Source organism: Amycolatopsis sp. TRM77291 (assembly GCF_054166285.1).
On sequence record NZ_JBSZHF010000001.1, the window covers coordinates 8,716,022 to 8,737,094 of the forward strand.

The following is a 21,073-nucleotide window of genomic DNA, read 5'->3' on the forward strand; positions in this document are numbered from 1 at the left end:
GCCAGCACCAGCGTGCAGTCCCATTGGGGATGTCCGGCCATCGTGACAACACGGGCAGGTAGCGCGCAGGAGTGCATGCCACGGACGTTTACGTCGATGACGTTTCTGCGCTAGATGGCCAGGTCTGGAGCAGCCATCGCTCACGTCGATAGTCGAGATCCGGGAAGTCGGCGTTCACAGTGGGAGTGCTGGTGCGGAACGCGCGCAGCTCGAAGGGGCCGGGGACGGGAAGGTCGATGATGACGTCCGCCGGCGAGCCGGTGACAGAGCCGAGGACGATGCGCCCGGTGTCCACGGTGAAAGCCCCGTCGAACCGATCTTCGAACGGAGACGTGGGCTGGGCGGGTTCTGCTGTCCAGAGTTCGAAGTCCACCACAATGTCCGTCATCTCACCTAAGGTGAAGAACTTGCCTCCTCCGTGGCCGCTGACAGCGATGGTCCCGTCTGTCTGCGATGGCAGGTGTGACGCCCGGGCCTCGGTGGACTCGACGTCGAACAGCAAGAACTGGTGGTAGTCGACCCAGGGGCTTCCGGTCTCGCGAAGAAGGAGGACGGGTTCGGTCATGGTGGTCCTTGCTGTGCGTGGGTGATGGTGAGGATATCCACCAGCACCCACGCGAACAAACCTACTTGTAGGCCTCGACGAAGACGCTGTCACCGTCGAGGATGTGGTCCTCGGCGAGGAACAATCCCCATCGCGCCCCGGTTTCTTGGTTGTGTTCCTTCAGCACGGGGCGAACCGCCACGGTCCGCAGCATGTCCGGGGTGATCGTGAACGAGCCTTCGTATGTTGTTTTGAACGGGAACTCGTCACATTCGTTGACCTTGCCGTCGGGGCGGACCTTGTAGCCCGTCCCCCACTTGTCCTTACAGAACTTCACCGACGTGTTGTAGTTGTTGGTCTGCAGCAGCTTGTCGTAGAAGTTCCTGCGAATCGGCTCGGTTCTATTCGCCCACGCGGGCACGCCGATGTTGCCGGGCACATACTTCCCCTGCCCGCCACCGGGGTAGGTCTTGCCGAAATCCTGATGGGCGTCGTAGTACAGCTGCGCGGACTCCGCGATCGCCGGATCGTTGACGTTGAACCTCAGCCAGCCGGTCGCGCCGTGGAACACGCAGTCGCTGCTCTTGGCGTAGTTCGGGTTGGTGCTGCGCGCGACGTCGCAGCGCAATGGCCAGGACACCGGCTGAGTCTGGCCGATGTTGTCCCACGGCCCGGGCCCTCCGTAGCCGTAGGCGTAGCTGGAGATGCTGTACAGCGTGCGCTTCTCGGGCTTGATCTGGTCGGGTTCCTGTGGGTTGGGGGGATCCTCACCCTCGAACTGGAACGTGTAGTCGGCCTGGGTGATGGCCTGCCAGCCGGTGATCGACTCCGAGTGACCCCAAGACGGCGTCTGGCAGCGAGCGCCGCTGCTGGGCAGGGCCTTGTTGCAGGCCACCTCGACACCGACGATCTGGCTCTTGTTCACGTCACCGACGAACCCCCAGTTCGCGATCCGTGTGGTGACCAACGCTTGCCGGGCGTTCCACGACATGTTGACTGTCAAGGCCCACTCTGCGTGAGCCCGGCCGATCGGGAGCGTGCTGTTCCTCTTGTAGTAGTTCACGACAAGATGCTCGGCGTGGCAGGAGGCGAACCGACTCTTCAACCAGATGCGGTCCGGCGGCGTCTCATGGTTCAGGAAGTAGTCGACGCATTCCTGAGGCAGCACAGGATCGCCAGGGTTCGCCATAGCCTTGCTTCCCGAAGCGTATCGCGACGAGTCGACTGAATAGACATGCTTGTCGGGGTTAAGAGCTTGCCTTGTCTGCTCAGGCGTCGGTTCGCCCTGCTTGCGCTCTACCCCTGCCGCGCGGGTCTGCCCAGTGTTGGCGGGAGGTGGTACGTCGAGTGGGTTGACCCCGCGTCCCATGGGAACGGTTTGAATTATCGCGTACACATCGTCTGCGGAATCGGCGACCGCCGAAGTGGCGAACACCGTGCTAGCGAAAATGACAGATATGCCAGCCACTGCCAACAGGCTGGATCTGAGTTTGCTTCTTTTATGCAGCAAAAGATCCCCTAGTGAGCTCGATGCTGACCGCACCCCTCAGTGCGAACTTCACCAACGTATTACACGATCAGTTGACGGTTCACTAGAACGATGTGGTGATCACTACCGTATGTGCTGGTCGCTGTGGGTAGTACCTGGAGAATTTTCCCGGCGCGTTACACGAGATTGCTGCGCCATCCGGGTGGCCTCACGCGATCTGTCGTCTTTAGTGTGAAGTCCACCGCAACGACGCAATGTCCTCCGCACCACCCGCCCGTGGTCGGGCGGGTTAGCCACAGTCACGCCGTGCGCCGTCTGCCGAATACCAGGCCACGTAACCTGTCTCCACGAGTAAGGGCTGAGGTCCGGCCTAGTGAACGACCTGATCGTTCGGAACCCAATGGCGCCTCCCGGGGGAATCCGGTGTCCAGCTGCGCTCGCTCACGGCGCCGATAGCCGGTCACGCTGCTGCGCAAGACCCGCTGCTCCAGCACACTGGCCGGACGCGCCGTGTCGGCAGAACCAGGAGTGGGAACCTCAATGAACCGCTTCACGAACATGTGGTCCACGCTGACCGATTCTCTCCGGCGGACTGGGAACACCGTGGCGCTCGCGTTCCACCTGCCGCGAGACGGGTGGCGCCGCACCTACCGGTGGTATCGGCGCCAGTGGCCGGCATGGGCCCATGCGTCCGAGAACACACAAGACGACGCCACCAAGATCAACAGATCGCTGTACAACCGGGCAGTAGGACTAGGTGCCCTGCAGGCCTGGCGTGAGAATCAGACCGACGCGCGCATCAAGCTCGGTGTGATGGTCATCGGCCTGGTGGCAGGCGGGAGCGGCTGGATATGGCTGGCTGCCGCCGCGCAGGCAAGCGGCATCACCTTCGCGGCCGTGTCGATGGTCATGTTCGTGCTCAATGCCCTGATCGTCGCGCCAGCTGCAGCGCACACGGCAAATCCCTGGCGACGGCTCAGCCAACTGGCCGTCGTCTGGGCCGCGATCTCAATCGTTCTCCTCGGCTGCGCGCAGTGGCCACCTCTGGCGAGTTGGTCCCAACGTCCGCCATCCACCTTGCAAGTCCTGTCGTTCGCTACCGGCACGGTCGCGGTGTTCTGTCTCGTCGGTGCGCTCCTTGCCAGGATCGCCTTCTTCGTCGTCGACTTGACCATCGCGCGGCGGCGGGTGCGTGAGCTCCCGGAGGTTACCGCGCTCATGGCAGCCATTGACGTGTTCGCGCAGGCTGACAAGGGCCTCGGGATCGGCGATGTCTGGCGGCGCCGCTGGATGATCCGAAAACTCGACCTCATCGGCCAATGCGTGGAGCGAGGAATCCCGTCCCTTCTGGCGATGCCCGACAGCAGCGCCCGCGACGTGGCCCGCGACCGCTTCCAGCAAGCAGCGTCGGTGATCCGCGGCTACCAGACCTGGATAGCTCTCCCCAAGCCAGAAACCGGCGAGGAACTACGTTCCCGCCTCGCTGAACTGGCGATGACGTTGCTCACCGGCCACTACGACAGGCTCCCCACCAACGCCGACACAACGGGAAGCACTCCTGGCTCGACCTCCCGCAAGATCGCCAGACACGTCAGCGGCGTGATGGTCGCCGCTCTGCCTCTCGCGGTTGTTCTCGGCTGGTCCGCATTCGGACCAGTGCTGCCGGAGTACTTGAAGCAGTGGTTGACAGGATTTGCCATCGTATGGTTCATCGCGAGGTTCCTCCAGCTACTGGACCCGGCCTCCAGAAAGACCTGGGAGCAGGTTCACACCGTGCTGGGCTCGCCTCAATCGCCGTCGAGCAAATCGTGATCGACCCTGTTCGCGAGGTCGCGGCACGCGAGAGCTCGACCAACGACGGTGCTTTGGATACGGGCCGACTACCGACGCAGGAGTATGCCGTGCGCGCCATGTCCAAGAATGAGCCGAATGTATCCGACGCCCTATGTGAGGTGTGTCGATTTCTGCAACGGTTTGTGCGCCCTTGAGACTTTGTCCGAGTGGATCGGGGAAGGGACGTCAAGGGCGCGACCGCGTCGTTCAGGACTTCTTGCGAGGCGCACGCTTGCGCTTGACGGGGGCCTCTTCGGCGACGGGGGCGGCTGGGGTCGACTCCGCGCTGTCGAACGCTTCGTAGATCTCTTTGGGGATGCGGCCGCGTTCGGCGATCGCGTAGCCGTTGGCCGATGCCCAGGCGCGGACTTGCTGGTTGCGCTCACGGTCGGTGGGCGTCGCAGTACCACTGGCCACGGTGGACTGTCCAGTTGCGACCTTCACCTTGCGTCCGCCGACTCGCCTGCTGGCGTCGATGAAGCGCTCAAGCTCTTCGCGCAGGGCGCCGGCGTTGTCATCGGAGAGATCGATCTCGTAGGTGACGCCGTCGAGCGCGAAGGGCACGGTCTGGGTGGCTTCGCCACCGTCGATGTCGTCGATGATCTGGACGGATACCTTTTGTGCCATCGAAAGCGCCTTCCGCTAGGTCATGCCGCGCCACCTCGGATTGGCGCCGTGTCAATAAGTCTAGGCGTACGAAGTGTCGACCATGGAGGCGGCATCGGTAGTCACGGCCGTTGCGCGGGCGCGATAGTGCTGGGCGTGTTGGGTGCGGTAGAGGTATGCCACGGAGGTCAGTCCCACTCGATGGCGTCGCATTCCGCATGCGGCCAGCTGGAAAGTGGCGTTCAGATGAGCTTGGTGCGCAGCGCCAGCTGGTCGTTGTCGCGGTCGCGTCGTAGCCGGCCTCGCCAGTCGGCGGCCAGGTCGGATGGCTTGATCACCATGAGGCGCAGGCCGTGAGCGGGGATTAGTTCGTCGCGACGCTGGTCGTACAAGGCGCGTTGTCGGCCGCGGTGGACACCGCTGACGGTGAGCCGGTCGGGTTTGTCGAAATGAGCAATGGGCTGGTCGTGCTGGATCTCCCGGTATTCGATTACGAGCCGGTGTTCGGGCCAGTAGCTGTCGCCTCGAGGCATCGCATGGTGGACGGGCCCGCCCTCAAGAGGGTGAGGCGGACCTTGGTGGTGCAACCCGGTCGCGCTGACCGGGATGCAGCCTGCCACGATTAGCGGGTGTAGAGCTGGAATTCGTTGCCATAGTCGGACTTTTCGTGGCCAAGGATGTAGCCGATGGGCCAATACCAGCTAGCGACCATCCCGACAGTCCAGGCAGGACCATCTCCGTCCTCGACGGGATGGCAACTCTCGTAGCCTTCCCTGGCTTTCGAGCCGTCGGAAAGGATGCCGAGTGCTGTCGCGGTGTTGTTTTTGCCTGCGATGTAGAGCGGGCCGCCACTGTCGCCGGGTGCGGTGCAGATGTTGGTCACCAGTACACGCTCGTCGTTATTCAGGACTTCGCCGCAGCGCTGGCCGGGTTTCCAGCCGCTTGGAGCACCGGTGCCCTTATCGCCTGCCTCGGCCGTGCCCTGTTGGCAGACGGCCGTACCTTCGGGAGGTCGGCTGTCCGTGCCGGTGATCTCGAGGCTGCTGTTGAGGCCGCAGACGTAGCCGTCGTCGGTCTTGTCTTTGCAATCGCCGTAGGCGGAGAGCAAGCCTGGGGTTCGTTCAGCAGTGCCACCGAACCAGAAGGATTCGTTTTGGACCGGGATCATCGCGTAGTCGGCGGTGAGCCAGGTTTTGTCGTTGTCTATGGGGAAGTTGTGGGGGTCGTTGGAGTTGTGGTCGGCGTGGCTGGAGTGCCCGTAGCTGCCGTCCGAAGTCCCTTCCTTTCCGACCTCGAGACCGTTATGCCAAACCCGCTCCTTTTTGGCGTTGTGCGGGCCATTCTTTCCGGTGACAGGGTCGGAGTAGCTGTAGTAACAGTGGCCAGCGGTGAGGAGGTATTTCCGGTCGCTACCTTTTTTGTGGACGGTATAGCCGAGGGTGCAACCTCCGAACGGGTAACGGTCCTCGCCGCGGTCCCGCTCTCCGTCCAGGCGCACGCCGGATCGCAAGGGAGTGGCGCAGTTGAGTGGGTTACACCGGTCTTGCCCGGGCGCTGGAGCATTGATCTTGGTGATGGGTGTCTCGGTGCCGGGTTTTTCGGGTTCGGTGACTTCGTCGAATTGCACCGTTCCGAACGTCAGATGTCCCGTGGTGGCGCGGGCCTTATCGAGTTGAGTGGTGCGCACGTGGACCACGCCCTTGGCCATGTCCAGTTTCATGCCCCCATAGGTTCCCTGCTGGGTGGTGCGCATCTTTCGGTTGAGTTGGAGGGCCTCGTCCTGCATTTCCAGGCGTTGGACAGCCTGCTCTTCGCTTAGACCGTACTTGGCGGTGAGATAACCGGCCGGGCCCCGCCAAGAATCAGGCACCACAGACACAACGGCAGCTTGTTTAGTGGGGGGTACCCCGGCGGCGTAGCAAACGGCCGGGATCATGGCGAGGGCCGCTGTCACGGCACTGGTGCGGACTAGGGTCATTGTTCTGTTGCGCATGTTCGCTTATCCTCCATCCCTTGTGTGTCAGCGATTCAGCAGTAGATGGGCGTCAGCCACGTGTTGGACCAGACCTGCCTGTCCCAGCCGTAGCCGGGGTAAGTGTCGGTACGTCCCTCTGACAGGCTGGGTAGCCCGTCGCGGCGGCACAGGACGAAGGTGCCGCCCTTGTAGTTGGGAAGTCGGCCCAGGAGAACCGCGTCCTTCTCTGGTTCCGCGTTGCCGTTGTTGTAGAGGGATCGGACGTTGCCGATGATGAACCTGTACTCGTTGGGGAAGGACTGCCAGTCTGATTCAGTGCCGTAGATCGCGATGCCCTTGCCCCTGTAGTTGGGTTCGGTCCAGGCACAGAGGTAACCTGCGGGGCAGTCTTTTCCTGGGTCACCGGTCTCGCCGACTCTCTTGAATCGATCGGCGGCCTCGGCTGACTCGCCGTCGATGGTGCTGGCGTGGGCCGCTATGCCGCCCAGCGCCGATGCGCCCGCGGTCAGCAAGGTTGCAACCCACAGTCTCCGGGGTGCCATGCGCACATCTCCTCGCTCGGTCTGAATTTGACGATCGCCACTCTGGAGAGCGCGTTGCGGCTGGTGGAAGTCTTTTCGGTCCTGACCGAAACACCTACCGCGTCGATCAGCCTCTACATAGCCTGCCGTGGTCACGACCATTAGCAATGGGGAGGATCACTGTGTGGATAGCACAGTTCAAACGCACCGCAGCGGCGGCTGTCCTTGTCTCCATCGGGGCTCTCGCAGTCACCATGCCGTCAGCTTCCGCCGCTACCGGCTCCAAGACCCTGGCTGAGGCGAAGTCTCAGGCCGAGGCCGAGAGCGGAAGGATGGACTGTTTCGTCGGCAACATCAACAACGGCGACAGTTGGACCGCCGAGGCTCAGACCGAGGTGCACCCCGGGTCCGCGACCTGGTACGAGCACGGTGACAAACTTAAGATCGTGGATTCCTTATCGGACGGCAACCGCACTATCGGAAGTATTCGCTGGTGCTCCGGTGGTGATTGGTCCACGTGGCGCGACTACGACTCCGGACCGGACGAGGGCAACATCGACGTCGAGTGGGTGGACTTCGACCTGACGGAAGGCCGCAAGGTCCAGATCCTCGCCTGCCGGGACAACGGCGCGGACGGCGACCGCTGCGGACGCACAGTCAGCGCCAACGCCTGACACGACGGGTTCCGGTCAGTCTGGTGACGACTATGGAAACGGGAGGAGCTTTCTTGATCAGGAAAAGCGGCTATCAGCCGTGGGCGCCCTGCTGACACTGGCATAGCTAACGAGTCTTGGGAAGTACGGCATCCGGAAGCCGGCGACTGTTCCCGCGGTGCGTCTGCGTGTGGGACATCGTTGACTTCTCTGGAAGCCGTATTGGAGTCCAAGGGCAATCTCTACAGCAAGAGCTTCTATCGAGGGTGTGCGACCTACAAGAACGGCATGCGGCACCCGGGCGCGGACCACATTCGCTACAGAGTCATGAGGGGCGAAGGCGCAACCGAGAAGGGCTGGCTGCACTACGCGCCGAAGTCCGAAATCTGTGTCAGGATCCCGGGCGCCCGCTCTGGAATATGGCAAGTGGAGGGTGAATGCCGATGTCCAATCCGCTTCAGCGTGCCGTCCGATGCGTCTACACAGTAAGCCTCCAGGCAGGCGTTTCGTTCATGGATTTATTAGGCCTTCGCGTGCTCGTTCTCGCGGAGCTTCACACTACCCTCCGGTGAAAAGCGGGGGTGTTCACAAAGGAGAAATAGATGACAGCAATTCCGAGGAAGCGGAGTGTCTTGCTCGGCGCCGCCACCTTGGCGTGTGCGGCGCTGCTCATGCCGCTGGCGGCCCCTGCCCACGCGGCCAACGACACCCCGGACGAGTACTCGTTCGGCATGAGCTTCGGGTACGCCATCTGGGACGACTACGACAGCAACGGCAACGACGTTGACGACTTCATTGTCGAAGACCGCTGGGGCGATGGGAAGTCCTTCCAGTTGAAGGTGTACTGGAAAGGCAAGACCTACTCGGCCCACGCCTATAACGGTGAGGAGATCCGCATCAAGATCCCCAACGTTCCCAATAACGAGAAGGTCTATTTCGAAGGCTGTACCTGGGACGACAATGTGAAGGAGCACTGCTCGGGCAGGTGGAGCTACTACTTCCGCGAGTAACTCCCTTGCTGCCCATCGGGGACGCTTCCTCTCTCATGGAGAAGCGCCCCCGATCCGGGCTACCGGTATGGGTCGTCCTGGCTAACGGTGCCCGCTAGCGACTCGGCTCGATCCGCCGCCGAGCTGCGGCAGGCGGTATCACTCCTAGCGTGTTGTGCGTTCGCTGCTGGACTGTGCGCGGTGATCCACCGAGATCATCACTCCGGGATGTCGATGTGTGGCGACGCTGATCACACGCGAGGCGACCTGGCGGACCGGTCGCAAGGAACTCGACCTCCGTCTGGCCCGAGATGCTCGTCGAGCAAGCCCGGCCCTGTGGTAGAGGGACAAGCCGAGATCAGGTCGCGGTATCGAGAACGGCCTGTGCCGCTTGGCGGGCGTGGAGCGCGGCGTTGGTATCGCCGGTGAATGTGGCTATGGCCATCGCCCCGTCGAACAGCACCGCCAACTGCGCTCCCGTCGCCTCGACGTCCCGTACGCCCGCATTCGCTGCCAGGTCGGTCAGCAGCTCGCGCAGGGCTCGCTTATGTGTTTGTACCGCGGTGACGACGATCGGTGATGCGGCACCCGCTTCCCCGAACGCGCCAGCGAAAACGCAGCCGTGGAAGTCCGGTTGGTGAAACCAGTCGTTCAGGAAGTCGAACGGACAGAGAGCCTTGGCCACAGGTTCCTTGATCGTATCGATTCGCTGCCGGATCGCCGCGCGGGCCGTCAGATCGCGGCGGGATAGACACGCTGCTAGCAGCGTGTCTTTGGACGGGAACATCTGATAGAGCCGCCTCAGCGGAACCCCCGCTGTGTCCCGGACGCGGTGCATCGTCACCGCGTGTACGCCATGTGTGTAGAACAACTCATCGGCGACCGCGACCACATGAGCACGCACCGCGTCAGGCATGGCCTGTCTTCCTCGTCCACCGCCCGTGTCGTGGAATCGACTGCGGCATCCGCCTCACCCTAGCTGACTTGAGAATCGCCGTTCTCGCCACTATAGTCCCCGGAGCAGGGACAGTAATGCCCCGGTTCGTCCGAACGGCTGGGGCACGCGTACGTCGCAGAAGCGCCGTGGCGGAATGTCGTAGCAGTGCCATGGCGGCCAAGTGGGGGGAAGCCATGCTGCGTATCCATTTCAGCGCCGGAGATCTGGCCCGTACCAGGATCGCCGAGGAACCGGACCCATTATGGGAAACCGTCTTGAGTCTGCACCAACTCCGTGAGAAGAGGCGGGAAGCGGTGCTCGACGACTGGCGACGCCGCAGGTGTCCGCGCGGAACCCGCGTGGTGCGGGTGCTGTCGCCTCTGATGCCGTCGCGGGGCTATTTCCCGGACTTCCTCACTCCTGCCGAGGCGTCGGGCGGGCTGGAGTGTGGGATCGACGCTGTGCTCGCCACCCCACGTCGCCAACTGCGGATTGAACTCGGGCTGCTGTCGACCCACAATCCATTGCCGCCCTGGGCCCGGCAACTGGCCGACGGCGAAGTGGGCATCCTGCACCGCTTAGGCCAGGCCCTGCGCGAGTACCACGCATCGGTCCTCGAACCCGCCTGGCGGGACATCGCCGGTCGCATCGAAGGCGACCGGCGGCACCGGACCGAAACCCAGTGCCGGCTCGGCACCGAAGAGATGCTGCGAACTTTCGCGCCCGTGCTGCGCTGGCAGTCTCCGGTCCTTTCCGCCGATTACCCGGTCGAACGAGACGTGCACTTGCAGGGGCGCGGGCTGCTGCTCGTGCCCTCGTACTTCTGCCGCGACACGCCGGTGGCTCTTCTGGACGAGGCCCTATGGCCGGTCTTGGTCTATCCGGCCCGCCCCCTCCGCTCCGAGGCGCCCGCTCCACCGGGCGCCAGGTTGGCGCCGCTGCTCGGCCACACCCGGGCGGCAGTCCTGCAGGCGCTCCAAGAGCCCCGTACCACCAGCGAGCTGGCACGCTGCGCAGGAGTGTCCCTGTCGTCCGCGAGCGAGCACGCCTCCGTGCTTCGCCGCGCCGGACTCATAGCCAGCACCAGGGAACGTCACCGGATGCACCACGCACTCACCCAACTCGGGAGCCACCTGCTCACGGGATCGATCGTGGCCTGAAGTTGGTGTAACACTCCGCCGACCACCGCTAAACCCGCGACCTCACCTCGTCTCGGCGGCCAGCCCCCGCCGGCACGCAAGCGAAACCGGGTGCTGCTACGACGCGGCGGACCGGCTTCTCGCCACTACCGGCTTCTCGCCACTACCGGCGTCAACGCCACCACTGGCATCAATTACGATTCCCACGGCAACACTGCCGCGTCCACCACCAGCGCGTCCACCACCAGCGCGTCCACCACCAGCGCGTCCACCACCAGCGCGTCCACCACCAGCGCGTCCACCGTTGCTGGACAGCCCTCTCGCGGGCGATGCAGTGGTTTTTGGCTTCTTTCCCGGCGCTGGTGAGGCGATGCACGAACAAGGCCGGGGGGCTGGCTGCTCAACCCACTGCTCGGCTTCGCCGACGGTCACCTGAGGCGGGGTGATGTCGAAGGAGGGGATGGCGGGGATACGTCGGCGAACACCAGGGAATGGGCACGTCAATGGTGTTCTGGGTCCCGCGGCGCAGCGGGCGTTCCTGGGCGGTGCGCGGAGAGAACACTCGGGCGAGTTTCCCTTGAATCGAAGCCGCTGGCGCCTGATCATCGCGAGCGTGGCAATCCCAGTGATACCACGCATGGTCACCGCGGGACATGGCGACGGTCAGTACATTCTCACCGGTATCAAGTCGTGCTCGGGATGGGTCGGAGTACCAGGCCCACGCACCAGATCTGAGCATGGCCTCGTCACCCGGGAGTGTCCTTCGCGGCCGCCCGGACACCCCGGCCTCGGACCGCCTCGCCGGAATTGGAGTCGCCGCCCAATGCGTCACCAGCTGGAGTTCCGACACCGAGCGCTCCCAGGCCGACCTGCTGGCCGTCCTCGACGACATCGTGTGGAAGCGGCGCACCGAAATTTGGGACGGCGTCGCCGGCCGCCGGACCGCGGCCCGGGGGAATCACCTCCGGCGGGGTAAAGGACTCCGGCGACCGCGTCGCCGACGCGATCTGGGTCTCGACGTGCGTGGTCTTGGCTGTCTGGCGGGGTGACCGGGAAGTTGATTGCGTCGGAGGCGACGAGGCGGCCGTCCCCGGTGTCTGCCTTCATGGTCGGGGCGACGAACGACTCGAAGGCTTCCGTTGCGTCGCCCCGACCATGATTACTTGAGCTTGATGAACGTGCCTTCGCGTTCGAACAGGTTCTCGTAGTTGCCGACACGAGCGTGAATCTGTTGGGTCTCGACTGGTCGGCCATCCCGCATCCGGTAGAGGCCGCGCGCGTGGATGGCGGCGGCCAGGTCGGCGGGGCGCATCATGCGGTTCGGTGCGTCGGTGAGGACCATCTGCATGGCTGCGTGCAAGGTCACGTGCCCCATCGCCACTTCAGCCGGTGGTCGAGCGGCGTCGGCGTCGAAGGCTAGGAGCGCCTCGAAGGTCTGAACTCGGCGGTCGGCCTTGGCAAGCTGCGCACGTAGACTCTCGGCGACTCGCTTGGCTGCGTTCAGGTCGGCTTCGAGCTCGTCTCGCCGAGTGGCCACCACGCTCGCCACTTCGTCCTCGTACCCCATCGCCGCTCCAAAAGTGTCAGCTTGTGCGATATGTTTGGAGAACAGTCGCACAATCTTGAAGTCTCGTCAATGACTCCTCGAGACCCTGCCAGGTGAGGCGGTGGCCGAACCGCCCCACGACCCGCGCCTGGCACTAGCCGACATGAGCAGGTGTTGGCGCGACTGGGGCACGCTGGCCTGCGGGGTGCCAGGAGTACGTGTGCGGATGGCTCGGCGGACCGTCACCGGCCGACGTGGAACGGTTGAGCGGGCTCGCGCGGAGCTGGAAGCGCTGGCGCGGCAACTGTTTAGGCCCCGATCTTGCCCAGCCGACCGGCCGTCAGGGCTTGCGCCATCCTCTACGTCCTCATGGTGATGTGCAACGCGCTCCTCTGCCGCTGAGCGAGCGGTTCGCACGCTGACGTAGTCAGGCAAGTTCTGCAGGGCTAAGCCGCCGAGCGAGGAAGCTCGGATTCACTCGAAGAACTCCGAATTCCGCGCTCGCTTGTGACGCCAATCGCCACCCACAGTGGCTAGCCACCGGATTAGGCCAAGTGTTTTCCTTGCCAACGCAAGGTGTGGTGCTCGGCCAGTGCACAGCGCGATTCTGTCCGCCAAGTCAGACCGATACAGGGGGGAAGATCATGAGAACAAAGCGCTCAGCCATGGCCGTTCCATCGCACCGAATCAGTTCGCCGAGAGGAAGCTTTTCGGTGGAGGTCCCCCGCCGCATGGCCGCGCGGGTTGGCTGTGCTGCCGGTCCGCGCGCGGCCTGGGGTGCGTATACGGACTCGTCGATGAGCAGATGGCACCGATTCCGGCGCGGGCGGGTGTGGAAGCTCTGTGAACCCGTTCGCGGCCCGCTGGCGATCCTTGAGACGGCTGGACGTCTCTAGGGCCAGTGGAGCATGCCCTCGGTGGTGACTGTCGGGTGTTTTTCGCCGTAGGGTAGTTCGGTTCCGCGGGCGTAGGAGTCGAGTCGTTCGGCGATCTCGGTGAGCATGTCGGTCACGCTGCCCCAGTGGGTCGCGCTGAAGCCGTCACCGGGTGCCATGATCATGATCATGCCGTGGTCGTCGCCGCTGCGCAGGTCAACGCAGAGGGCGGCTCCGGTGCCATCGGTGCTGATGGGGACCAGTGCTGAGCAGAAGGGACTGCCGTCGTCGCCTGCTTGGTTCTGGTGTGTTTGGTCTGGGCCGCAGCATGTCGGGTCTGTGGCGGTCGACTCTGAGAGTCGTTGGTATTCCTCGCGGGCGCGGGTCGCGGAGAGGGGGACGAACCGGTTCGGCACCAGAGTCCCGGCTCGTTGATCGTGTCGGTCGTCGAAGCCGGCCATGAGTGCCCACCAGTCGACGAGATCCGCCGGTAGGGACAGTCCGACGACGCGCTCGAGACCGCGGATCTCCTCCGCGGGGCCTGCGGGGCGGATCGCCCGCGCGGTTGCAGGGGCGTGTTCCTGGAGCAAGGTCGTTATCTGCTGCCATAGCTGGTTGACCGGTGCAGTCACAAATGCCCACCTTCTTGTCGTCGTGTATCCGAATGCGGTGCGGGCGGGGTGCGTCCGGCCGCACCGGGACGCACCCCGCCTTGTCAGTCAGGCGACCGTGGCATTCTAGGGGGTGATGGGAACCCAGAAGCGTTCTTGGTCGTTCGGGTCCAATTCCTGATTCCACGGTGGGATGAGGCGATCCACGTCGAGAATCCGGTGGGTTTGGTAGAAGGAGTTCAGCCGGTTGCCTGCCTCCTGATTGTGTGCTCTGTTCACGAGCCGTACGGCGAACTCGTCCCGGTACTTGTTCGGGTCGAAGACGCCTCCCGGGTCACGCCAGCCGGCGGCTCCTTCGTAGGTGGTGGCGTAGGAGTACTCGTCGCAGTCGACGTCCGGGCCTTCCTCGGGGAGCGCTGGGGGCATGTTCGGCCGTGTGTAGCAGACGTCGCGTGCCGTGGCGCGGTTTCGGTCGCGGATGATGTCGTGGCCTTTCGCGACGGCCACGCGGTGCAGGGAGTCGGCATGCAGTGGACTGCCGCCGAGCAGTCGCTTGCCTGCTTTGGGGGGCCAGGAGGCTCCGGGGTTGGCGCGTGCGTCGTCGACGAACACTGCGTGGCGTGCGACCTTGGGGTCGCTCTTCGAGTAGGCGATGCCTGGCACGGCACGGTCGAAGATGCTGCCTTGTTTGTCCCACAGGTAGTACGCGCTGTCGAAACGCAGTCCACCCTCGTAGGTCTTCTTGGTCGGGTCGGTGTTCACTCCGGGGAAGTCGAAGTCGTACTCGAAGTGGAACACGCCCTGGGCGAGTTGTTCGCCGTACTGCACGCTGGGGCTCTGTCCGTCGGAGAAGAGCTCGTAGTGGGCTTGGGGGTCGAGGCCCCATCCGATGAAGCTCTTGTCGTGGCGCTCCAGGGCACTGTTCGGGTAGCAGGCCCGATCGTTGTCGATGCCGATGTCGACCCGGTATTCGCCGGCGCATTTGACGGCGATCTCCATCTCACTGCGCGGGTCGAGGAAGATCCCGTTGGGTTCGAGGACCTGGGCGGTGAAGCGGAAGTCGGCGAAGCGCCGCGTGGGATTGCCGGGGTATGGGCCGATCTTGCCGTACCCGATGATCGTGTTCTGGATGGTCGCTGTGCTGGTCAGGCCGGTCGTGACATCGTAGTACGAGATCGGGAACAGGAACTTCTGGCAGTACGAGAACCTGTTCTTGATCCAGCCGATCGGCCGGGCGGCGTCGTCGTTCGCGCGGCAGTCGGGGTACTCGATGTACTGGTAGGGATTTTCGGGCTTGGCGCCACGATCGAATTGGGCACTGTCGACGCCGTAGCCGGGGTCCTCGGTCGCCGCTGTCCGCCGGGTTGATCTGTCGACGTTCTCGGGGTCGGGTCTCAACCCGAGAGCATCCAAGTTGCCATCTCGCTTGAGAACCTCAGTCACCTTAGCCGGGTTGTTCACCAGATCCGGATCGGTGATCATGTATGTCAGAAGCCTGGATTTTTCATCCTGCCCCTGAGTTGCGGTAGAGGCGTACGCTGGTGCCGAACCGGCAAGCAGCGCCACAACGGCCGTCGTGGCAAGCGCCACGCGCCGCCATCCATGCGTTCTCATCAAGCTCCTCTCACAGTGGAATTCGGATAGGTGGACGCGCAAATGGACAGTATCCAGCGCGAGGGTTCGCCTGACGATGAATACGGCCCAATAGGCATGCGCGAGAACGACAATCTTAATTGTTCGTGACAATGACCCTGCCTCAGCGGGAACGGTGGCATCGAGTGCGACTCGTGTGCCGCGTAGCGATACTCGCTATAGCGGGACGAATATAATCAGGAAACCCGATCCGCTTGCTGTTGGGTGGCGTGTCAGTAGTCTCGATGGTCTAGTGGTTCGAAACTTTTCGAGAATTTCTTGCTCAAGCTCGAGGTTGTGAACCCCTAGTCGTGTTCCTGGATCGCATCGACACGCTGTCGATCTTGACGTGCGCTTCTCGCGTAAGCATCGAAACGGAAAGTATCTCGCCCAGTTCCCCCTAGGTTGAGAGTCAACGACACCTGTCTACCAATCAGAAAGTCTCGCTGTCAATCCTCTGTATTCGCAGCAAAATCAGGCGCCGATGTCGGCTGCGGATTCCGTCAGCCTGAAACCATCGTGGACAGAAATCTGCACTTCAACAGCGCTCACGCTTGAGTCACTCGACTCTCGATCTCGGACTGAGCCGTGCGACTACTGCGGCCCTGCAAGCTCGGATGGCCGACGAGGTCCATATGGTCGATCAGGTCCCGGGCGCTGGTGGTTCAGCGTCTGCTGTGCCGTGGCCGTCGTCGGGAACCGCCGCCGTCGGAACCCGAGCGGGCAGGGAACGTGGTCCTGGACCACATCCGTTTACGCCACCTAGGGCCAGCGACTTCGACCGGACGCCGAATCGGGTGTGGCCAGCCGAGGCGTGGAAGGACGGTGCAGTCCTAACCCTTGCGGTCGACAGGATGTCATGGACGAGGGGCCTTCAGGAGACTGTGCCCGGCTGCAGCCGGTTGATCGATACGACTCTGGCCACCCTCGCCGAGCGCCGCGGGCTATGGCTCGGCGACGACCTCACCAGCATCACTCTGACCGCCATCCTGATTGAGCAGGCCGAACGATTCCGGCCGCAACTGGATGCACGACGCCCGAGCGAACGGCTGCACTTGGCGCGAGATCGGCCACGCCCTCGGCGCCAGCCCCGATGACGCGCACGTCCGCTTCGACCCCGGGACACCGATCGCGGACAGACGCTGGCCCTACGAACACTGATCGAGATCGCCGCATCCCGTCGAATTCCCAGCTGCCTCGGCCGATATCGTGCGACAGAACCAGCATCGATCTTGCAGAGGCACACCATGTCCTGGTCACCAACTCACCACGCCGTCGAACACGAAGACCTACCCCGGCTACGAGACCTCCTCGATGCCGGTCACGACATCGAGGACGACAACGGCGACGGCTGGACCCTTCTACGCCACGCCATCGACGTCGAACACGACGGTCACGTTCAGAATGGCGAGCCGCTGCATGCCGACACCACCGCGTTCCTGCTCGCTCGCGGAGCCGACCCACTCCGGCGCTGCAACGGCATCTCAGTTGTCGAGGAGGCAGAGATCCGCGGGCATTGGCTCGCCGCCGAAATCATGCGCAGCTGGATCAACCGAGGACACCCCACTGCCGTAGCCTAGCCCGCACCAATGGCGTAATAGCGGCGAGCAGAAAGCCCTTGAATGTCTGGGGTTCCGCCGGGAAGGGGTGATGCGCGGCAGGTCCTTCCAACACGGCGAGTATGTCGATGTGCTCGTCTACGGTCTGCTCGGCTCAGAGCATTGTCCCGGAACGCCATGAGCGCTCCTCCTAACCTGTTCAGGGTGAGGTTGGAAAGGCTCAATGGCTGACCTGGGTCGACGGAGCGTCCGCTGACCGACGTGCAGCAGGAGGAGACGCCTCGTGGCGGACTGGGCAGCTGGCCCGCGCCACAGTCGCGGTGGTGACGACGCCGTGCGATGCCGTGGGTGGAACACCGGGTGTCTCCCCGCGGTGGTGCGAATGCGCTCAGGGGTGAGTGGTGAGAGCGTTGATGTGGTGTGCGAGTGCGTCGATCTGGTCGAGTAGCTGGTCGAGTTCGATGTTCAGGTCCAGGTGCCGGACGTGGATGCGGATTCCGGCGGTGGGTAGGTGGTGGGTTGTGCCAATGGTTGGGCCGTCGGCGTAGATGAGGGTTGCGTCGTGCAGGTTGGCTGCGGTCGCGTAGGCCAGGGTCTGGTAGAGGTGTTGCGCGTCGCCGTTCCCGGTGTCGAGGCGGTATTTGAGTTCGCCGACGAAGCGGCAGTGGCCGTCGACCCAGCGGCTCAAGTCCGGCTGGACACGCAGTACTTGCCGGTGGTCGAGGTGCAGCGCCGCTGAGTCAGCGCCTGCAGGGTAGTCGTGTTCGTTCAGGCCGAGCGCCCGCCTCGTGCTTGTACGGACGAACTTCTCGAACACGTCGGTCATTCTGACGGCGAACCCGGGGGTCGTGGTTGTTCCTGGGCCGAGCTCGGGCTCGGTGTCGAGGAGAATGAGCCGGGCGAGCTCGACCGCGGGCCTGTAGTGCTCGTTGAGCCGGGTCCATCGGACCACCGGCAAAGAGTGCGGTCTGTGGGGGAACGGAGTCACGGACTCGAACATTCGCCGTAGCCGGGTTATCGATCGGCGGACGTCGTTCGAGTTGATCGGGACCTGCGTCAGCAGGTCGAGTGCTGTGCGCAGCAGCTGGTTCTCGGGGATGTCCTCGTCGTGTGATTGGTAGGTCACCGCGAGTGGGAGGTCACGTCCCGGGGACACCCGCAGTTGTTCGGCGAAGTCGATGCGGCCGCGTACGGTGTGGAGTCGCTCGTGATGGTCGCGGTATCCGCGGAGCAAGCCGGTGCGGACGGCTTGGTCGCACATGTGCGTGAAGACCGCCGCGATGGCGTCGGTCAAGGATTCGGCGGTGCCGAGCGAGGCCTCGTTCGTCCATGACGGATCCACGGCATGGGTGATCAGGAACAGCACGCGGGCGATGGGTAGCTTCGGGGCCACGACGATCGCGGTGTCGCCGACGATGACTGTGCCGACCCGGTCCTGGGCGCGGACGTTGTACTGTCCGTCGCCGTTGTCGGTTCGGGTGACGTGGCATTTGAACGTCGTGCGCAGGACGGTGACTTCGGCCGGCGTGAGCGGTACGTCGCGTCGCTCCCGGTACTCATGAAAGTGGAGTGTCCTCATCGGTGCCGCCTGTCACCTCCTTGCGTAGAGCCGGGAGTGAGAGTTCGTCCAGTTTGTGTGTCCGGCCGTGGAAGTGGTCGCGCAGGGTTGGGAGGACGGCGTGGTCCCAGATCAGTTCGAGCCAGGCGTCGTCGATCGGCGTGTCCCGGAAGAAGTGACTTGGGCCGATGGCCGCGTCGGGGTCGGCGATCTTTTCGTTGGCCTTCTCGACCGCGTCGGCGATCCACCGGTAGTCGTGCTGGTGCTTGTCCAGGTAGCGGCGCAGTACTCCGGCCACGGGTTCAGAGTGGGGAGCGAAGTCGACGAAGTAGAACCGGCGCCGCAGCGCGCTGTCGAGCAGGGCGATCGACCGGTCCGCGGTGTTCATCGTGGCGATCAGCAGCAGGTTGGGCGGCAGGGTGATGGGCTGCTGACGGTAGATCAAGTGGGCGGACTGGTCACGGTATTCCAGGAGGAAGTAGAGCTCGCCGAACACGCGGGCNCAGCGCGCTGTCGAGCAGGGCGATCGACCGGTCCGCGGTGTTCATCGTGGCGATCAGCAGCAGGTTGGGCGGCAGGGTGATGGGCTGCTGACGGTAGATCAAGTGGGCGGACTGGTCACGGTATTCCAGGAGGAAGTAGAGCTCGCCGAACACGCGGGCGACGTTGGCGCGGTTCAGTTCGTCGATGATCAGGACGTGGTCGTGGTCCGGGTTCTTGCGTGCCTGGTCGGCGATGGTGAGCAGTGGGCCGGGGGTGAGGGTGAAGCCGTTTCCGTCCTGGCGGGGGCGGTAGCCCTCGACGAAGTCCTCGTAGGAGTAGGTGGGGTGGAACTGCACGAGCCGCACCCGGTCCGCTGAGCCGGTGAGCCAATCGGCGAGCTTCCGGGCGACGTAAGTTTTTCCAGTGCCTGGGGTGCCTTGGAAGATCACCTGCTTCTTGTCCTTCAGCAGCGCTACGACCTTGTCGAGGAACGCTTCGTCCAGATGCATGCGCTCAGCGACTTCACTCAGCGGGCTGTCAGGCTCCTCGACGGAGACCTGCTCGGCTTCGTCATCGGTGTCCGGTATGGCAGGGTGTTGCGGCGGCATCGCGCCGGTGCCGCGGCGCCAGTCGCGGAACGCGGCGGTCTCCTCCTCTGTCCAGGCCTCGGGAGGGTCGTAGTTCGTCAGGGCCCAGATGATCGATTGTGCGTCAAGCCGGTCGGACAAGGGGCTGCCCTCGCGGCGGAACGCGTCCAGGACCTGATCGAGGAAGACCAGGAACGCCTCGTATCGTTCGCCATCGGTCGCGGTCGGCTCCGGTTTGGTATAGCCGGTGAGGCGATACGCGAGATCGACCGCCCGCGCCCGCCATGGCGGGTACTGGCTGACGTCGTCCGCCCCCAGTAGCACGGACGCCAGGCTGAGCCGTGCCCCGGCGCCGTCCGCAGCGGCTCGGGGAAGGTCGGCCAGGAAGCGGTCCACTGACTCGGGGCCGGCGTCAATCCAGAGGCCACCCAGGATGTCCCAGCCGTCCTCGGCTTCGTTGAGCCAGCGCAAGAAGCTGTCGACGGTACGCCAGTCGACCAGGTTGTGCCGCCGGAGAAACGTGAGGGCGGAGGTATCGCGGGATGCGCTGGCGGCCAGCACCGCCGATGCGCCGTCGATCTTGTAGTCGCGCTCTTGGCCCTCGAGGTCGATCGACCGTTGCATCCGCTGTCCCCACAGGACCAGGGCGCGCCAGCGGGCGTTGGGTTTGCCCCAGTCCCACACATAGGGCGACCGGTAAAAGTTGACGAACTCGTCAGTGCCCCAGCGCCCGTTCGGGCTCAGGCCGTGGGCTATGGACGCGATACGGAAGGACCCCGGGTCGGATGCCGGGCCGGCCAGGTGAGGCCAAGTTGTCTGGATCTTGTCCCGGTGCTCGCGGCTCACGACCGGGGCGAACACGTCCGGGAAGAGCAGATGCTCCAGGGAGAACCGCTGGATCGCCGCGCCATTGTCCTCGAGACCGTTTAAGAGCTCAACGAACGCACGAGGCTCTTCCAGCACGCGGCGACGGTCCGGGACAGACAGTCTCTTGAGTGCCGCGACCGCCTCGATCAGATACGCGAACTGGCGCCACCGGTAGTTGTTAAAACCCTGCCCGGGGTTGATCAGACCCGAGTCGAGCGTGCGGGCGAGATCCTCGGGAACATCGTGACCGCCATCGACGAAACCGAGTACACCGCGGACCAGTTCCAGCTTCTTCTGGCCGCCGATCGCGGAGCTACGCGCGATCAGCAAGTGCACGTACAACAGTTCCGCGGCCAGCCGCACAGCACCCGGTGGCGACGTCGCGAGCTGCCCCCGCAACTTGCCGAGGAACGTGCCCTCGCCCAAGTCCGGCTGGTTCACGTAGTCCCGGACCAGGACCTCCGCATTCTCCAGAGTGTAAACACGGTCGTCCTCGAAGAGACTGAGATCGTCGAGCAGGCATCGGTCTCGCCACAGCTGCGCCGCCGCGTAGACCGGTTGAGCGGAGGGGTAGGGAAGCCTCGTCCGGGTCATACCCGCCATGAGATCAGAGATGGCGTTCCTGTGCGACCTTGTCCGATTCCGTGCCTGATGTGGTTTCCCCGCGTG

Annotated in this window: 20 protein-coding genes; 7 read left to right on the top strand and 13 right to left on the bottom strand. The window is 64.0% G+C overall.

From position 1 onward, the window contains the following. Positions 1-88: 88 nt before the first annotated feature. The gene (locus ACXIZN_RS41005; RefSeq protein ID WP_457960106.1) at positions 89-565 is read right to left on the bottom strand and encodes a hypothetical protein; all 477 of its coding nucleotides are present in this window, start codon (positions 563-565) and stop codon (positions 89-91) included. 61 nt (positions 566-626) lie between these two features. Next, positions 627-1,979: a hypothetical protein gene (locus ACXIZN_RS41010; RefSeq protein ID WP_457960107.1), complete on the bottom strand. Its 1,353-nt coding sequence runs from the start codon at positions 1,977-1,979 to the stop codon at positions 627-629. 594 nt (positions 1,980-2,573) lie between these two features. Between ACXIZN_RS41010 and ACXIZN_RS41015 the strand changes: the two genes are divergently transcribed. After that, positions 2,574-3,845 (top strand): hypothetical protein, encoded by a 1,272-nt coding sequence (locus ACXIZN_RS41015; RefSeq protein ID WP_457960108.1) that lies wholly within the window; start codon positions 2,574-2,576, stop codon positions 3,843-3,845. A 228-nt stretch (positions 3,846-4,073) separates the two neighbouring features. On the opposite strand, the gene ACXIZN_RS41020 is transcribed toward ACXIZN_RS41015, so the two are convergent. From ACXIZN_RS41020 to ACXIZN_RS41035, 4 genes are all read right to left on the bottom strand, one after another. Then, the gene (locus tag ACXIZN_RS41020; RefSeq protein ID WP_457960109.1) at positions 4,074-4,493 is read right to left on the bottom strand and encodes a histone-like nucleoid-structuring protein Lsr2; all 420 of its coding nucleotides are present in this window, start codon (positions 4,491-4,493) and stop codon (positions 4,074-4,076) included. 221 nt (positions 4,494-4,714) lie between these two features. After that, the gene (locus ACXIZN_RS41025) at positions 4,715-5,005 is read right to left on the bottom strand and encodes a hypothetical protein (protein ID WP_457960110.1); all 291 of its coding nucleotides are present in this window, start codon (positions 5,003-5,005) and stop codon (positions 4,715-4,717) included. Between the two features lie 89 nt (positions 5,006-5,094). Beyond that, entirely contained in the window at positions 5,095-6,465 is a 1,371-nt protein-coding gene (locus ACXIZN_RS41030) for a hypothetical protein (RefSeq protein WP_457960111.1), read from the bottom strand. Between the two features lie 35 nt (positions 6,466-6,500). Next, a complete protein-coding gene (locus tag ACXIZN_RS41035; protein WP_457960112.1) occupies positions 6,501-6,959 on the bottom strand; it encodes a peptidase inhibitor family I36 protein in 459 nt (152 codons plus the stop codon). Between the two features lie 191 nt (positions 6,960-7,150). Between ACXIZN_RS41035 and ACXIZN_RS41040 the strand changes: the two genes are divergently transcribed. After that, positions 7,151-7,642 carry a hypothetical protein gene (locus tag ACXIZN_RS41040; protein WP_457960113.1) on the top strand — a complete coding sequence of 164 codons (492 nt, stop codon included), beginning with the start codon at positions 7,151-7,153 and terminating at the stop codon, positions 7,640-7,642. A gap of 581 nt (positions 7,643-8,223) precedes the next feature. Further along, positions 8,224-8,631 carry a hypothetical protein gene (locus tag ACXIZN_RS41045; RefSeq protein WP_457960114.1) on the top strand — a complete coding sequence of 136 codons (408 nt, stop codon included), beginning with the start codon at positions 8,224-8,226 and terminating at the stop codon, positions 8,629-8,631. Between the two features lie 337 nt (positions 8,632-8,968). Here ACXIZN_RS41045 and ACXIZN_RS41050 read toward each other — a convergent pair whose 3' ends face one another. After that, a complete protein-coding gene (locus ACXIZN_RS41050; protein ID WP_457960115.1) occupies positions 8,969-9,526 on the bottom strand; it encodes a TetR/AcrR family transcriptional regulator in 558 nt (185 codons plus the stop codon). A gap of 191 nt (positions 9,527-9,717) precedes the next feature. On the opposite strand from ACXIZN_RS41050, the gene ACXIZN_RS41055 reads away from it, so the two are divergent. Continuing rightward, positions 9,718-10,707: a helix-turn-helix domain-containing protein gene (locus ACXIZN_RS41055; protein ID WP_457960116.1), complete on the top strand. Its 990-nt coding sequence runs from the start codon at positions 9,718-9,720 to the stop codon at positions 10,705-10,707. Positions 10,708-11,423: 716 nt separating this feature from the next. Continuing rightward, positions 11,424-11,735, top strand: coding sequence for a hypothetical protein (locus ACXIZN_RS41060; protein ID WP_457960117.1), 312 nt, complete (start codon positions 11,424-11,426; stop codon positions 11,733-11,735). Between the two features lie 110 nt (positions 11,736-11,845). On the opposite strand, the gene ACXIZN_RS41065 is transcribed toward ACXIZN_RS41060, so the two are convergent. From ACXIZN_RS41065 to ACXIZN_RS41075, 3 genes are all read right to left on the bottom strand, one after another. Continuing rightward, positions 11,846-12,253, bottom strand: a complete 408-nt coding sequence (locus ACXIZN_RS41065) for a hypothetical protein (RefSeq protein WP_457960118.1) — start codon at positions 12,251-12,253, stop codon at positions 11,846-11,848. An 871-nt stretch (positions 12,254-13,124) separates the two neighbouring features. Beyond that, positions 13,125-13,739 (bottom strand): SMI1/KNR4 family protein, encoded by a 615-nt coding sequence (locus ACXIZN_RS41070; protein ID WP_457960119.1) that lies wholly within the window; start codon positions 13,737-13,739, stop codon positions 13,125-13,127. Positions 13,740-13,844: 105 nt separating this feature from the next. Further along, the gene (locus ACXIZN_RS41075; RefSeq protein WP_457960120.1) at positions 13,845-15,308 is read right to left on the bottom strand and encodes a hypothetical protein; all 1,464 of its coding nucleotides are present in this window, start codon (positions 15,306-15,308) and stop codon (positions 13,845-13,847) included. Positions 15,309-16,343: 1,035 nt separating this feature from the next. Here ACXIZN_RS41075 and ACXIZN_RS41080 point away from each other — a divergent pair. Both ACXIZN_RS41080 and ACXIZN_RS41085 read left to right on the top strand, forming a co-directional pair. Continuing rightward, a complete protein-coding gene (locus ACXIZN_RS41080) occupies positions 16,344-16,511 on the top strand; it encodes a hypothetical protein (RefSeq protein WP_457960121.1) in 168 nt (55 codons plus the stop codon). 86 nt (positions 16,512-16,597) lie between these two features. Further along, positions 16,598-16,930: an ankyrin repeat domain-containing protein gene (locus ACXIZN_RS41085; RefSeq protein ID WP_457960122.1), complete on the top strand. Its 333-nt coding sequence runs from the start codon at positions 16,598-16,600 to the stop codon at positions 16,928-16,930. 367 nt (positions 16,931-17,297) lie between these two features. Here ACXIZN_RS41085 and ACXIZN_RS41090 read toward each other — a convergent pair whose 3' ends face one another. Genes ACXIZN_RS41090 through ACXIZN_RS41100 form a run of 3 tightly spaced genes read right to left on the bottom strand, consistent with a single transcriptional unit; the run spans position 17,298 to position 21,007 of the window. After that, the gene (locus tag ACXIZN_RS41090; protein ID WP_457960123.1) at positions 17,298-18,488 is read right to left on the bottom strand and encodes an McrC family protein; all 1,191 of its coding nucleotides are present in this window, start codon (positions 18,486-18,488) and stop codon (positions 17,298-17,300) included. Beyond that, the gene (locus ACXIZN_RS41095; protein ID WP_457960124.1) at positions 18,466-18,963 is read right to left on the bottom strand and encodes a hypothetical protein; all 498 of its coding nucleotides are present in this window, start codon (positions 18,961-18,963) and stop codon (positions 18,466-18,468) included. Before ACXIZN_RS41095 ends, ACXIZN_RS41090 begins: the two co-directional genes overlap by 23 nt. Next, positions 18,926-21,007 carry an McrB family protein gene (locus tag ACXIZN_RS41100; protein WP_457960125.1) on the bottom strand — a complete coding sequence of 694 codons (2,082 nt, stop codon included), beginning with the start codon at positions 21,005-21,007 and terminating at the stop codon, positions 18,926-18,928. Before ACXIZN_RS41100 ends, ACXIZN_RS41095 begins: the two co-directional genes overlap by 38 nt. Positions 21,008-21,073: the final 66 nt, after the last annotated feature.